12 protein-coding genes are annotated in these 14,406 nt (G+C 36.9%); 9 read left to right on the top strand and 3 right to left on the bottom strand.

Going from position 1 to position 14,406, the window contains the following annotated elements; translation table 11 throughout:
• Window positions 1–337: 337 nt before the first annotated feature.
• From DZB84_RS05705 to DZB84_RS05695, 3 genes are read left to right on the top strand one after another with little or no spacing between them, the layout of a single operon-like run.
• On the top strand, window positions 338–1,078 hold the full coding sequence (locus DZB84_RS05705; protein WP_116351289.1) for an ABC transporter ATP-binding protein: 741 nt from the start codon (window positions 338–340) through the stop codon (window positions 1,076–1,078).
• Window positions 1,071–2,300, top strand: a complete 1,230-nt coding sequence (locus DZB84_RS05700; RefSeq protein WP_116351288.1) for an ABC transporter permease — start codon at window positions 1,071–1,073, stop codon at window positions 2,298–2,300. Before DZB84_RS05705 ends, DZB84_RS05700 begins: the two co-directional genes overlap by 8 nt.
• 60 nt (window positions 2,301–2,360) lie before the next feature.
• A complete protein-coding gene (locus tag DZB84_RS05695; RefSeq protein WP_116351287.1) occupies window positions 2,361–3,080 on the top strand; it encodes an EcsC family protein in 720 nt (239 codons plus the stop codon).
• Window positions 3,081–3,467: 387 nt separating this feature from the next.
• Here DZB84_RS05695 and DZB84_RS05690 read toward each other — a convergent pair whose 3' ends face one another.
• From DZB84_RS05690 to DZB84_RS05680, 3 genes are all read right to left on the bottom strand, one after another.
• Window positions 3,468–4,667 carry a M20 family metallopeptidase gene (locus tag DZB84_RS05690; RefSeq protein ID WP_116351286.1) on the bottom strand — a complete coding sequence of 400 codons (1,200 nt, stop codon included), beginning with the start codon at window positions 4,665–4,667 and terminating at the stop codon, window positions 3,468–3,470.
• Window positions 4,668–4,763: 96 nt separating this feature from the next.
• Window positions 4,764–5,105, bottom strand: coding sequence for a GDYXXLXY domain-containing protein (locus DZB84_RS05685; protein ID WP_262983882.1), 342 nt, complete (start codon window positions 5,103–5,105; stop codon window positions 4,764–4,766).
• Window positions 5,084–6,898, bottom strand: a complete 1,815-nt coding sequence (locus DZB84_RS05680; RefSeq protein ID WP_116351284.1) for a DUF2157 domain-containing protein — start codon at window positions 6,896–6,898, stop codon at window positions 5,084–5,086. The genes DZB84_RS05685 and DZB84_RS05680 overlap by 22 nt, the downstream gene beginning before the upstream one ends.
• 178 nt (window positions 6,899–7,076) lie before the next feature.
• On the opposite strand from DZB84_RS05680, the gene DZB84_RS05675 reads away from it, so the two are divergent.
• The 6 genes from DZB84_RS05675 (at window position 7,077) to DZB84_RS05650 (ending at window position 14,398) form a co-directional block, all read left to right on the top strand.
• A complete protein-coding gene (locus DZB84_RS05675; protein ID WP_116351283.1) occupies window positions 7,077–7,769 on the top strand; it encodes a TerC family protein in 693 nt (230 codons plus the stop codon).
• Between the two features lie 102 nt (window positions 7,770–7,871).
• Window positions 7,872–8,207 (top strand): DUF2680 domain-containing protein, encoded by a 336-nt coding sequence (locus tag DZB84_RS05670; RefSeq protein ID WP_116351282.1) that lies wholly within the window; start codon window positions 7,872–7,874, stop codon window positions 8,205–8,207.
• A 181-nt stretch (window positions 8,208–8,388) separates the two neighbouring features.
• Complete coding sequence (locus DZB84_RS05665; RefSeq protein WP_116351281.1) at window positions 8,389–9,546, top strand: acyl-CoA dehydrogenase family protein; 1,158 nt, start codon at window positions 8,389–8,391, stop codon at window positions 9,544–9,546.
• Between the two features lie 272 nt (window positions 9,547–9,818).
• Entirely contained in the window at window positions 9,819–11,300 is a 1,482-nt protein-coding gene (locus tag DZB84_RS05660; protein WP_116351486.1) for an extracellular solute-binding protein, read from the top strand.
• 264 nt (window positions 11,301–11,564) lie between these two features.
• Entirely contained in the window at window positions 11,565–13,049 is a 1,485-nt protein-coding gene (locus tag DZB84_RS05655) for an extracellular solute-binding protein (RefSeq protein ID WP_116351485.1), read from the top strand.
• A gap of 104 nt (window positions 13,050–13,153) precedes the next feature.
• The gene (locus DZB84_RS05650; protein WP_116351280.1) at window positions 13,154–14,398 is read left to right on the top strand and encodes an MFS transporter; all 1,245 of its coding nucleotides are present in this window, start codon (window positions 13,154–13,156) and stop codon (window positions 14,396–14,398) included.
• Window positions 14,399–14,406 lie beyond the last annotated feature (8 nt).

The raw sequence follows: 14,406 nt of genomic DNA, 5'->3' as shown, positions 1-14,406 counted from the left end.
TGTCGTCTAAAACAAGGATATTGTCTTTAACAAACACCTCATTCCAGGTAGATGATTAACATCAAGGCTTTTTTTCTTGCCCTCTTCAAAAATTAGTATGGCTTTTTCATGGTTATATATACAAACTTTTTAACTATGTAAAAAAGGCAATTTTTGATATGATTAAAAGAAAAGTGCAAGGCGCCTTGGTAGCGGAACATCGACTAACTACCGCCACGACCTGTGGCGAACGTCGATGTCAGCACTTCCTGTGCAAGTCAAGCTTAAGACCTCTTGCCGATGGCGCCTGGAGCTAGACAACGAAAAATACGTAATACGGGTAAGAAGGGAGCTTTCCATGGCACTATTAGAGATAAAAAATCTAACAGGTGGATATACGCAAAATCCAGTTTTAAAAGATGTTTCCTTCCAAGTCAAACAAAATGAGATTGTGGGATTAATTGGATTAAACGGTGCGGGGAAAAGTACGACCATCAAACATATCATTGGTCTGATGGAGCCCAAAAAAGGATCCATCCAAATCAACGGAAACACAATCCAAGAGGATATGGAAGCTTATCGTTCCATGTTTAGTTTTATTCCTGAAACACCGATTCTTTATGATGAATTAACCCTTTACGAACACTTAGAATTAACCGCAATGGCCTATGGGTTAGACAAGAAAGTGTTCGAAGAAAGGGTACAACCTTTATTAAAAGAATTTCGAATGGAAAAAAAGGTAAAGTTCTTCCCATCTCATTTCTCAAAGGGAATGAAGCAAAAGGTGATGATTATGTGTGCCTTTCTGGTGGAACCGGACCTTTACATCATTGATGAACCATTTGTTGGATTGGATCCACTAGGTATTCAATCATTATTAGAATTAATGAACAAAATGAAAAATCAAGGTGCAGGTATTTTAATGTCAACCCATATTCTCGCGACGGCTGAAAGGTACTGTGATTCCTTTATTATTTTACATAACGGGAAGGTAAAGGCCTCTGGAACCCTAGAGGATCTTAGGCAGCAATTTAAAATGGAGAACGCCACACTTGATGATATTTATATCAGCCTAACTAAGGAAGAAGAACATGATTGATATCAAAGAATTATGGAGTAAGCGTCAAACCCAACATTTTAAAGAAATAAGCCGTTACTTACGCTATATGTTAAATGACCATTTATTAATTGCCCTTCTATTTTTAGGTGGGGGAGGAGCGTATTATTATAATTTTTGGCTGCAGGATGTTCCAAAGGATTTTCCATATGCCATCATTATTGCGCTTCTTCTAGGGTTCATTTTAACAAATAGTCGTATCCAAACCTTGGTTAAAGAGCCTGACCTTGTGTTTTTATTGCCCATTGAAAAGAAGCTATCTCCTTATTTTCAGAAGGCATTTTGGTATAGTCTGTTTTCTCAAATGTATTTATTGTTAATTGTATTTGCGGTTGCAGCCCCATTGTATCTTGCTGTAACGGATAAAACCTTTTCGTCTTTAGCAGGGATTTTCGTGATTGTCTTGTTATGTAAAGCATGGAATCTTCTAATGACGTGGTTTACGCAATATTACACGGAAAGCTCAACCTATTATACCGATATCGTGATTCGCCTTATTTTAAATATCGTATTGATGTATTTACTATTTTCCGGTGCGTCGATTCTAGTTATCGCAGGTGTTGCGGTCATCATGATTGGGTTAATCCTTTATTTTCATAAGGCAGTTGAAAATAAAGCGGTAAAATGGAATACATTAATCGAATTAGAATCGAAACGAATGCTATCCTTTTACCGAATTGCGAATTTATTTACTGATGTTCCTAAATTAAAGGAACGAGTGAAAAAGAGACCATGGTTTAACTGGGTGACAGGATTTATTTCGTATTCCAAGAAAAATACGTTTCGTTACCTTTATACACGTACCTTTTTGCGTACAAGTGACTATTTAGGAATGTATGTGAGGCTGACGATTATTGGTGGATTGATCATTTATTTCGTTCCATTTCAATATGGAAAAGCCTTTGCTATGATTTTATTTCTTTATTTAACAGGCTATCAGCTTATCACTTTATGGAGACATCATAGCTTGAAGATTTGGGTGCGCTTATACCCTGTAAGTGAAGCTGCAAAGTTAGCCTCCTATTTACAGCTATTATTCCAGCTACTTGTTGTTCAGTCTATTTTATTTACCATACTTTTGTTTCTAACTGCTGAAATCACAACAGCGTTCACTTTCTTAGTAGTAGGTTTACTGTTTGTTTATCTATTTGTGTTTGTTTATACAAAAGGGAAAGTACGTAAGCTTGATCGCATGTATGGATAAATGAAACCTTTTCCTTTGAAGTCACGTAGAAATAATAAACGAAAAGAAGGGTAGAGGTGCATGAACGATTCGTATATGGTAACGGTAGAAGAGGAATTATTTCAATGGCGCAAAAAGCTGATTAAAAAGTCAAATATGCTCCAACGTGTATCGAAAAAAGCACAAGCTAAAGTAAATGAAATAATACCTGAAAAAGCTCATACGGTCATTACGGAAAGTATTAAAAAAATGGTTCAGGCAACATTAGTTGGTTCCGAATATACAACTAAGGGAAACTATCCTCAAGGGATGACATTACAGGTTAAAGAGAAACTGATTGAAGATAAGCTAACCGTTTATCGACGTACTGCCGCAGCAGAGGGAGCTGGTACTGGTGCAGGAGGATTTCTATTATCGTTAGCTGATTTCCCATTACTATTATCAATAAAAATGAAATTCTTGTTTGAAGTGGCAGCTATTCATGGATTTGATACAAAAAACTATGAGGAACGCCTTTTCTTGTTGCAGGTGTTTCAACTCGCTTTTTCAAGTGATGAGCATAAAAAGAAAACCTTACAAGTGATTGAGAATTGGGAAGACGAAAAACACCGACTAGTGGAGTTGGATTGGCGGGTTTTCCAACAAGAGTATCGGGATTATATTGATTTTGTAAAAATGCTTCAACTACTTCCAGGTATCGGTGCTGTCGTTGGAGCTTATGCCAACTACAATCTTCTGGATCACTTAGGTGAAACCGCGAAAAATTGTTATCGATTGCGAATATTAAAAGAGAGCAACTAAATGAAAACGCAAGAATGCTGTAACAACAACATTCTTGCGTTTTGTTTTTGGATTTTTGACAAGATTGGTATAAGCAGTACATGCCTGATTCGAAAAACAAAAACATGCACCGCAAGAAGTGTCTAGCGATACATGCTTAAGCCGAAAAGCAGAAAGTATGTACCGCAAGAAGTGTTTAGCGATACATGCTTAAGCCGAAAAGCAGAAAGCATGTACCGCAAGAAGTGTCTAGCGATACATGCTTAAGCCGAAAAGCAGAAAGCATGTACCGCAAGAAGTGTCTAGCGATACATGCTTAAGCCGAAAAGCAGAAAGCATGTACCGCAAGAAGCGTTTAGCGGTACATGCTTCAGGCAAAAGTCGCAAGCATTGTTCTGCAAGCCCTTTTTAAACCGTAGCTTCCTCAGATTTTTCTATTGATAAGTAGTTTAAGGTTGCCGTACCCAATGTTTTTGCAGCAATCAGCATCGCCTTTTCATCTATATCAAATTTAGGATGGTGATGTGGATAGGCATTAGATTCATCTACTGGCATTGCCCCTGTAAAGAAAAAGCTTCCTGGAACATGCTGTAAATAATAGGCGAAGTCCTCACCACCCATTTGAGGTGCAGTTTCATTTACTTGCACAACACCTGGAACATTCTCCGCTACTTCCACAAGGAAATCCGTTTGTTCTTTATGATTGACGACGGCAGGGTAGCCTCGGTGATAGGCATATGTGTAAGAGCAATCAGATGCGATACAAGTTCCTTTTACAATTCGTTCAATTTCTGTCTCAATTTGACTTCGTACATCCTCACTAAATGTTCGTACCGTCCCCTCAAGTCTTGCAGAGTCTGCAATCACGTTAAATGGATTTTCTGCAACGAATGAACCAAGGGTTACAACTGCAGATTCTATTGGATCAACACGTCTACTCACAATTTGCTGTAAATTCATGACAAGTTGGGATCCAATCACAATTGCATCCTTTGTTGTATGTGGATGCGCACCGTGTCCACCTGACCCTTGAACTTTAATTTCAAACCGGTCGGCTGCAGCCATAATTGGACCTACACGGTATTCAATTGAACCTGTAGGGGTAGTTGCCCATAAATGGGTTCCAAAAATGACGTCCACACCTTCGAGACAGCCATCCTCAATCATCGCTATCGCACCCCCTGGAGCGAATTCTTCGGCATGTTGGTGAATGAGAACAATATTTCCTGCAAGTTGATCCTTCATTTCATGGAGTGTTTTCGCCAACACAAGCAATGTAGCGGTATGCCCATCATGGCCACACGCATGCATAACACCAGGAACGGTCGATTTATATGGAACATCCTTTTCATCTTGAATCGGAAGTGCATCAAAATCAGCTCGTAGTGCAACAGTAGGACCTGGTTTGTTACCGTGAATCTTTGCAACAACTCCATTGCCTCCAACATTTGTGCGGACCTCTACACCCAGGTTTTTATAGTAATTTGCAATGTATTCAGCTGTTTTATATTCCTTAAAAGAAACCTCTGGGTGTTGATGTAAATAACGACGAATATCAACCATTTCGTTGTAATTATTATCTAAAGCATCATATAGGTTATGTAACATTTTTCGATTCTCCCCTCTTTTTAGTACGAATAAATTATATCATGACTATTTAGATTTTTTTGCATTTCATAAAAAAAAGGAGGCAAATACGCCTCCTTAATAAATGGTTTCTAACAATGCATTTCCATTTTTTGCAACTCTTACCTTTGCATGTTTGGCATCACGTTGAAGGTCTAACCCAGTTCCTTCTTTTACAAAATAGCTTTCAATCCCAAGGATGACCCCGTCATACCCATTATATTTACCCGCAATCAGAACCTCATCTTCAGCAAGTTGATAGTTGTTAGGGTCAATGGAGGTAAGTATTTTCTCACGTTGATAAACGCCATCCTGATCTTTTTTAGCCAGGATGTAAACCCGATTTCCAGAATTGACATTTGTTAGTTCAGGAACTTGGGCAATATCATAACGTAAGATCACATAATCCCCCTGAAGCATGGAACGTGGATCAACTGGTGCCAATTCAAGTGTGATTTCTTTTCCATCTTCAAAAGTGATTCATTGCTTCCAATTTGGTAACCGACAAAACCTAATTGGAGAAGGAGTATAAGTCCAATCAGACCCCACTGCTTCTTCGTAAAGACTATTTCATTATGAATGCCTTTTACACCTGACCTTCGATCAAAGATTTGAGTGATTGCAAAGAAGACAAGCCCGATAACCAGAAGTGATAGTGATTTGTGGACAAGTGACCAAACCAAATCATAATAAGTTGAAATAAATAACGCAATCCAGAATACAAGTGTCATTCGAAACATAAATACATCGTCATTGCGTGAATAGAAAAGAACGAGTGTTGTCGTAATGACGAAGAACACCAGACTATATAAAATCTCCTGCCATAACAAATTATCCAAAAAGGTTAGTGAATAGAAGAAGAGCAAAGTATAGAATGAACTAATTCTTTTTAAATTAGGATTTGAGCGAACGAAATAATAGATTATTCCGTTTAACAGGGCAAAACCTATCAACACATACTCTAAATGGACCCATTGGCCCCATGCATCTAAGCATAGATTCAAGAAACAACCAATGATTGTTGTATAGCTTAAAAATCGAATGATTCCATCCTTCATGATGATGGTGACTACGACCGATACGATTAAAAAGAAAATCGTAATGAATGTTGAGAGGAAAAATGCCTCAAGTAAACCAGAGAAGAAACCGATAAATAGCAATGTGTTCCGGACATAGGGTCCCAGCTTTTTTACAAATAAACCTACACTAATGAATATTACACTCAGAATGACAGTTGGATAAAAACTAGAAAATAACAGGAAAAGGACTCCTCCAAAACTTATCGAAAACATAAAGGACCCTATAAGTGTGACAATTACAATTAAGATACCTTTAATTGCCTGACTGACTGGAGTCTCTGTATGTTTCGCCGATAAATGTCTTGCGAGCAGAACCCCACCAATTATTAAGGCAATTGATGCTATGGATCCGATTATTTGTAATCCAAGATAGCCAATGGCATCTCCAAATAAAAATGGGATTTCAATGATTTTCGTACACACGTATATACTAACCATTGTGAATAAGATGATTGAAATATATTTATCAATTTTTTTTGTAACCAGATAGAAATAAGAAATGGAAGCAAATGCAAGATACAATACATTCGTCCAACCACTATATGGTTCATAAAGTTCAAAAATACTCATTCCAATTAACATAGCATGTGTCATTGTATAGGACATATAACGAATTGAATGATTAGCTAAAAATCGTGTAAAGGTTAGCAAAAATAAGATAAAATTAATAACAGCAATGATGAGATATATGAGCCACTCTTGAAAATCTGTGCGGACGACGAAGTATGATGAGGGATTCATATAGAACCAATAAGCAAGGTGAAAAAGCACAAAGCTTAAAATAGACAAAGGTGCATACCGTGTGCAAATTGCAAGCAAAAACGCAGGTATTAGCCAAATAAGGAATAGTACATAACTATCTGCATGAGAGTTGTAAATTTGACCAATTAATCCAACACATAAGCCAAAGGAAATTGCACCTGCAACCAATAGCCATTTACCTAAAAATACTTGATGTGAAAGGAGTTTTGAGGAAAGGACTGATAACAGATAAAACAAAACAATCGCAGCCACTGCAAGACCTACTTTTTCATAACGTGTAAATTCTGGCCAATTTGCAGCAAAAAAGTAAAGGACACCAGATAAAATTAAAACAATCGAAGCAAAGTAACCAAATGGAATTAACTTCTTCATTTATACTCCCCGTTTCTCCTAGGAAAATAAAACTTTTTCTACTAGTACTATATGTTGTAATAAAGAATCGTTGTAACGATTATAATATATATTTCCAATTATGATACCAATATTTAATGAACAAAATCTTAAAAGATAAATGTAATTTGGGGAAACCTATTTTTGAGGTGAATTACTTATGGAATTGTTTTCAGGAGAGTTTTTTTCAGCTCTACTTGCAATTGTAGTAATTGATCTCGTCTTAGCGGGCGATAATGCGATAGTCATTGGATTAGCCGCAAGAAATTTACCGAAAGAACAACAAAAACGAGCCATAATCTGGGGAACGGTAGGAGCCATTATCATTCGTGCTGCTGCTACCTTAGCTGTAGTATGGCTTCTCGAGATACCTGGATTACACCTTGTTGGAGGAATTCTCCTCATTTGGATAGCTTTTAAGCTCCTCACAGATGAACAAGAGGATCATGAAATAGAGGCCAAAGGCTCTTTTGGAGCCGCGGTTCGTACGATTATTGTAGCCGATGCCTTAATGGGACTTGATAATGTTCTTGGAGTTGCAGGTGCTGCCCATGGAAGTTTTGTTTTGGTCATCTCAGGGCTAATCATATCTGTCCCAATCATGGTTTGGGGAAGTACACTGTTCATTAAATTAATTGATCGTTTTCCAATAATTGTTACAATCGGTGCAGCAATACTTGCCTGGACAGCATCAAAAATGATTGTAGGAGAACCATTTCTACAGGATTTCTTTGATAATCCGTGGTTCAGATATGCATTTGAAGCACTAGTCATTATTGCTGTTGTGTTTATTGGAACAAAGATGAAGAAAACAAAAGCACAATCGATACAAGAAAAGCAAAAAGCATCTTAGACAAAGGTGGCCATTATGGTCACCTTTTTAGATGATGTATAAAAATTGGATATTAATGGATACTAACAACGAGTTTGTACATAACAGAAAGGGAGTATTTACATGAAAAGAATGACTGGTTTTGTATTACTATTAAGTTTCTTTCTTTTAGGAGGAATCCAAGCAAATGCTGAAATGGAGAAGAATGAAGAAAGGCCAAAAGTAGAGCTTACAGATCAGCAGAAACAAGAACTTGATAAGCTTTATCTTGAACTCCTCGAAACAAAGAAAGCGATCATTAATAAATACGTTGAATATGGCGTTCTTTCAAAAGAAAAAGCCGATAAAAAGCTCAATTGGTTGGAAGAACATTACCAAAAAATAAAAGAACATGGATATATCCCAATGCATCATTATAAAAAGCATCGTGATGATGAAGATCAAAACGACAATGATTAATCGAAGAACTAGATAAAACAGTACCTGTTTTGTCTAGTTTTTTTCTTTTAACGTTGAATAATCATGAACTCATGAAGTGTCACATCCTCAGGTTTGCGCATTTATTTTTAATTATTCAAATAGGAATAGTATAATATACGTATTGAATTAGTTAGGATTATTCGAAAAAGGAGAGGTGAAAATGCCCATTTCATTTATAAAAACAGAGAAACAAGAGAATTTATATAAGATGGCTAGCGAATTAGCCGAGAGATTTAATGAGAGAGCACAGGAGTATGATGAATCAGGAGAGTTTCCTATATTAAATATAGAGGATTTAAAAAGCTCAGGATATACAAGTCTGTCTGTACCAAAGGAATATGGTGGGAAAGACGGGCTTTCCTTGTATGACCTTGTATTGCTGCAAGAAACACTTGCTGTTGGGGATGGCTCAACCGCTTTGTCAATCGGATGGCATCTTGGTGCAACCATGGATTTATTTGAGAAGCACCGCTGGGACGAAGAAAAACTTTCATCTTATGCAAACCAGGTTTTACAAGGAGCCCTATACAATCGTGCTGCAACAGAACCCCAGACGGGCAGCCCTACTAGAGGAGGAAAACCTCAAACAACTGCTAAAAAAGAAGGGGAAAAGTGGATTCTTTCCGGAAGAAAATCCTTTACAACCATGGTTCCTGTTCTTGATTACATCGGTGTCATTGCTTCGATAGAAGGGACAGATCAAGTAGGTGAGTTTTTAGTCGAACGCTCAAAAGCTGGAGTTACGATAGAAGAAACATGGAATACCATTTCAATGAGGGGGACAGGCAGCCACGATTTAGTTCTTACGAATGTAGAACTAGAAGAAAATGATTTAGTTGAAATTTTAACCCCCGAATTAAAAGCCATGCCAAGTGGCTGGATGTTACACATCCCAGCATGTTACCTAGGAATTGCAATTGCAGCCAGAAATTATGCAGTAAAATTTGCAAATGAATACTCACCAAATAGTATAAAGGGACCGATAAGAACGATACCTAATGTCGGGCGAGTCGTTGGGGAAATGGAAGCTGAGCTGCTGCAGGCTCGTCATGTACTATACTCAATTGCTGACAAATGGGATCGCACTGTTGACCGCAGTCAACTTGGACCGGAATTAGGTCTTGCCAAATATATTGCTACAAATAGTGCACTTTCTGTCGTTGATAAAGCGATGCGAATTGTCGGTGCAAAAAGTCTGCATAAATCAAATCCACTACAACGGTACTATCGCGATGTGAGAGCAGGGCTTCATAACCCACCAATGGATGATATGACAATTGCTAAGCTAGCAGATTTGGCTTTTAAAGAAATGGAATAATGCATAAAAAGTAGTCACAAATGAACAACTTGTGGCTATTTTTTTATCTTTTAAAAATGAAATTTTTAGACTGGAATAATATTTTCATACGATAAATAAGTAATCACTATCTTACAATCCCATCTCGTAAACACTAATAAACCCTTGTATAATTAGGGTAGCTAAGATTTTGATTATTTACGGAACTTTGAAAGTCAACTAGATTAGGAGGTAATAAAGAATAATTATTGGAGGTTTTAGTTTTGAAGAATAGTAAAAAGAAACTTTTAGGAATGTCCCTTGCATTATTGCTTGGAGTTGGTGGACTTGCTGGCTGCTCAGGCTCTAATGCTTCTAACAAAGTAGATTCAAATGGGAAGCCGAGTTTTACGATTATGGCAAATCTTTATACTCCGGAAATTCCATCTGATAAAATTGAAAAGCTACTTGAAGAAAAGACAGGTGTGGATCTTACAATTCAATGGACACCAGATACGAGCTATGAGGAAAAATTAAACACAGCATTTGCTACAGAAACCTTACCAGAAGCAGTATTTTTAAAGAACCAAACAACTTTTATTCAATTTAAAGAAGCCATTCGCGATGACCAGTTCTGGGAAATTGGACCTTATTTAAGCGAATACCCGAATCTGAGCAAGTTAAATGAACAAATTATTGAAAACACAGCAGTCGATGGCAAAATTTATTCGTTATACCAAGGTAGACCATTATCAAGACAAGGTCTTATATATCGTAAAGATTGGGCGGAGAATTTAGGGTTAGAGGCTCCGACATCAATTGATGATGTCTATGAAATGGCTAGAGCATTTACAGAAGATGATCCCGATGGTAACGGCAAGGATGATACTTTTGGAATTACTGACCGTGCAGACCTTTCTTATGGTGCATTTAAAACGGTAGCATCATGGTTCGGCACTCCAAACGGTTGGGGTGAAAAGGATGGACAACTTCTTCCAGAGTTTATGTTTGAAGAGTATATAGACTCCATGGATTATCTTAAAAAGCTGCGTGATAAAGGATATATCAACCAGGACTTCCCTGTAACAAGTAAAGAAGATCAACAAGCATTCTTCAAGAACGGAACGGCTGGTATGTATATTGGCTCAATGGCTGATGTAGTAAGTCTTCATAAGGATGCGGTAACACTTAATCCAGATATTGAGTTTGATGTACAGAATAAAATCACAGGACCTAATGGTGAATATGGAATTTGGGCGATTCCTGGTTATGGGAATGTCGTATTATTCCCTAAATCTGCTGTCAAATCAGAAGAACAATTAAAAGAAATCCTTGGTTTCTTTGATAAACTGGCAACTCCAGAAATTGCGAACTTAATTTTCTGGGGAATTGAAGGGGAACATTATACGGTTCAAGAGGGTAGAGCACTTGCTTCAGAAGATACTGATTTAACAACAAGAGAAGTTAAACCCTACCAGTCACTAGAAGTCGGGGAACCGAAGACAAATGGTAGATATGAGGGTTTATTCACATTGCCTGCTAAAGAAAAGGCTGAAAAATTAATTGAAGATAATGAAAACTACTTAATACATGACCCAACTGTTCCGCTGGATTCTGCAACATCAGCGGAAAGAGGAGAGCTTTTGAACCAGAAAATAAATGATGCAACCTATCAATATATTCTTGGTGATTTAGATAAAGCTGGTTTCAAAAATGCAATTGAAGATTGGAAGAAGTCTGGCGGTGATGACATCATTAAAGAATTTAATGATGCTTATCAAAAACTAAATAAGTAGAATCAATGATAACGGTGAAGGCATCTAGCTTGCCTTCACCGCTTTCTTAACTGAAAATTATAAAGCTTTAGTAAATATAATAATCATTTTCTTATAAATGTTATTGAAAGCGCTTTTAAATAGTTGAATTAAAAGGATATGTGAGAATTTGATTATTCACATCATCTTATCGTGGAGATAAATTAAAGGTGCACCAAAATTAAATAAATAGGGGGAATATCATTGAAGAAAAGTAAAAAGTTTTTAGGCTTATCCCTTGCCTTAATGATAGGGGTAGGTGGGCTTGCTGCTTGTTCGAATGAAAGCGCTTCAGGCGATAAAAATTCAGACAAGCCAAAAGAACAAAAGGAAGAGAAAGTTAGCTTTACGATTATGGCTAACCTTCACACACCTGAAGTTCCATCTGACAAGATTGAAAAGCTGTTAGAGGAAAAAACAGGTGTTGAACTAACCATTCAGTGGACACCAGATACAAGCTATGAGGAAAAACTGAATACAGCTTTTGCAACAGAAACATTACCAGAAGCGGTATTCTTGAAAAACCAAACAACTTTTATTCAATTTAAAGAAGCTATTCGCGATGAACAGTTCTGGGAAATCGGACCTTATTTAGACGAGTTTCCTAATTTAAGCAAATTGAATGAGCAAATCTTAGCAAACACAGCGGTTGATGGGAAAATCTATTCCTTATACCAAGGTAGACCATTATCTCGTCAAGGTTTAATTTATAGAAAAGACTGGGCAGATAAATTGGGGTTAGGAACTCCTGAAACAACTGAAGATATCTATGAAATGGCTAAAGCCTTTACTGAACAAGATCCAGATGGAAACGGGAAAAATGATACGTTTGGTCTTACTGATCGCGCTGATTTAGCTTATGGTGCATTTGATACAGTAGCATCATGGTTTGGAACTCCAAATCAATGGGGTGAAAAAAATGGGGAATTACAACCAAGATTTATGTTTGACGAGTTTTACGACACAATGGATTTCTTTAAAGAACTTCGTGACAATGGGTATATTAACCAAGACTTCCCAGTAACAAGTAAAGAAGATCAACAAGCGTTCTTCAAGAATGGCACTGCTGGAATGTATATTGGTTCAATGGCTGACGTTGTAAGCCTTCATAAGGATGCAGTTCAATTAAACCCTGATATTGAATATGATGTGCACAATAACATTCATGGACCAAATAATGACTTTGGTGTATGGGCAATCCCAGGTTACGGTAACGTTGTGTTATTCCCGAAATCGGCTGTAAAAACGGAAGAACAGTTAAAAGGCATTCTTGGTTTCTTTGATAAATTAATGACTCCTGAACTGTCTAACCTTATTTTCTGGGGAATAGAAGGCGAGCACTATGAAGTACAAGATGGCAGAGCGTTAGCATCTGAGGATCAAGATTTAACGAATCGTGATGTGAAGCCATATCAGGCACTTGAAATTGGTGAAATCAAAACAAACGGTAGATATGATGGAGTATTTACATTACCTGCCAAGGAAAAAGCAGAAAAATTAATCCTTGATAATGAAAATTACTTAATTCATGACCCAACAGTTGCACTTGACTCTGCGACATTTGCAGAAAAAGGCGAACTTCTTAACCAAAAGATTACAGACGCTACCTATCAATATATCTTAGGCGATCTTGATAAAGCAGGCTTTGAAAAAATAATTAATGATTGGAAAAAGTCTGGTGGAGACGATGTAATTAAGGAATTTAACGAGTCCTATAAGAAGTCTAAATAATCTATTAATCTTTGACTTTAACAAATAAAAGGCTGTACTTTACAGCCTTTTATTTATTCATATCGATCGAAAATAACGAAATTGTATCTCAGGGAAGTGTACGTATGTTACGTATTGAAAAGGAAAAAAGATTAAATCAGCAAGCAGTCATTTCTCTTGTGAATCATGCCATTTACCAATTTGGAAATTCGATGTCACTTATCTTTCTCAATATTTATCTATGGAGATTAACCAATAGTTTGTTTATAAATGCTGTTTTCAATTTGGTAGCTCTTCTTGCACAGGCTATTACAACATTTTCGATTGGTAAATTCGCAAAGCGGAAAGGAAAACTGCTTGCATATCGATTAGGTATCTTTATTACGGCCCTCTTCTATCTCTTTATTTTACTTGCCCAAGAAGAAATCGTGACATTTTATATTGGATTTGCCATCATGAAAGGTATTTCGCAAGCCTTATATTGGTTAGGCTATTTCACCATTGTCCATGAAGTGTCAACAGATCAAAATCGTCTTCGGGTGTTAGGGTTAAATACAATTGTAATGAATGGTACAAATCTATCAGGACCAGCGATTGCTGGATTTATCATCGGTTTATACTCAGGATTCCAAGGTTATATGATTGTTTTCGGTGCTGCTTTCGTGATGTTTGCAATTGCAGCAATTGGAAGCATGAAGTTGAAAAAAGAGGAGAACCATCATACATCCTATTATATGAAGTACCTCCCCTTAATCTTAAAAAGGGAACCAGTGTTTAAGAAGTCAATGGTTGGTTGGTTTATTTTAGGGTTTCCACACGGAATTTTATCGTTTATTCCATCCATTTTATTATATGAAATCTTTCTAAAAGAACAGACAGTGGCTAATTTAAATATTTTATTCCTGTCGTTGTCAATTATTTCAAGCTATTTTATTTCAAGGTTTGCACAGTCGGAAGGGACTGTAAAGTATTTGCTCCTTTCAGCCGCTGGTTTTACATTGTCTAGCGTTTTTTTACTAGCCGATTTATCTGCATTAACGGTTATTTTGTTTATGTCCATTTATTCCATTTTTAAGCCTTTGCAGGGGAATGCATATGAAGCGTTTTACTATAACATGATCGGACAGCTTCCGTTAAAATCGAATTTTAGGACGGAGGCCGTTGTATTACGAGAAACCATTATTAATTTAGGTAGAGGTTTTGGGATAATCATTTTCTTAACTTTTGTAAATGGCATTGAAGCTGAAAGTATTCCATTCGTGCTTTTTGCAATAGCGGTAGTGCAGTGGCTCATCCCGTATTTGGTAGTAAATAAACACTCTTTTATTACGAAAAACAGTAGTGGTAGATATAATCATAATCTAAGATAAGCGGTCAA

The sequence above is a fragment of the Bacillus sp. HNG genome (assembly GCF_003400205.1).
Lineage (GTDB): Bacteria > Bacillota > Bacilli > Bacillales > Bacillaceae_L > Ferdinandcohnia.
Note: the sequence above shows the minus strand (reverse complement) of the source record. Positions and strands in the feature narration are given on the sequence as shown.

Coding starts and splice junctions, on each gene's coding strand:
- DZB84_RS05670 (WP_116351282.1), top strand. CDS start 7,872: ATGAAAAGAATGACTGGTTTTGTATTACTATTAAGTTTCTTTCTTTTA.
- DZB84_RS05675 (WP_116351283.1), top strand. CDS start 7,077: ATGGAATTGTTTTCAGGAGAGTTTTTTTCAGCTCTACTTGCAATTGTA.
- DZB84_RS05680 (WP_116351284.1), bottom strand. CDS start 6,898: ATGAAGAAGTTAATTCCATTTGGTTACTTTGCTTCGATTGTTTTAATT.
- DZB84_RS05650 (WP_116351280.1), top strand. CDS start 13,154: ATGTTACGTATTGAAAAGGAAAAAAGATTAAATCAGCAAGCAGTCATT.
- DZB84_RS05665 (WP_116351281.1), top strand. CDS start 8,389: ATGCCCATTTCATTTATAAAAACAGAGAAACAAGAGAATTTATATAAG.
- DZB84_RS05700 (WP_116351288.1), top strand. CDS start 1,071: ATGATTGATATCAAAGAATTATGGAGTAAGCGTCAAACCCAACATTTT.
- DZB84_RS05695 (WP_116351287.1), top strand. CDS start 2,361: ATGAACGATTCGTATATGGTAACGGTAGAAGAGGAATTATTTCAATGG.
- DZB84_RS05655 (WP_116351485.1), top strand. CDS start 11,565: ATGATAGGGGTAGGTGGGCTTGCTGCTTGTTCGAATGAAAGCGCTTCA.
- DZB84_RS05705 (WP_116351289.1), top strand. CDS start 338: ATGGCACTATTAGAGATAAAAAATCTAACAGGTGGATATACGCAAAAT.
- DZB84_RS05690 (WP_116351286.1), bottom strand. CDS start 4,667: ATGTTACATAACCTATATGATGCTTTAGATAATAATTACAACGAAATG.
- DZB84_RS05660 (WP_116351486.1), top strand. CDS start 9,819: ATGTCCCTTGCATTATTGCTTGGAGTTGGTGGACTTGCTGGCTGCTCA.
- DZB84_RS05685 (WP_262983882.1), bottom strand. CDS start 5,105: ATGCTTCAGGGGGATTATGTGATCTTACGTTATGATATTGCCCAAGTT.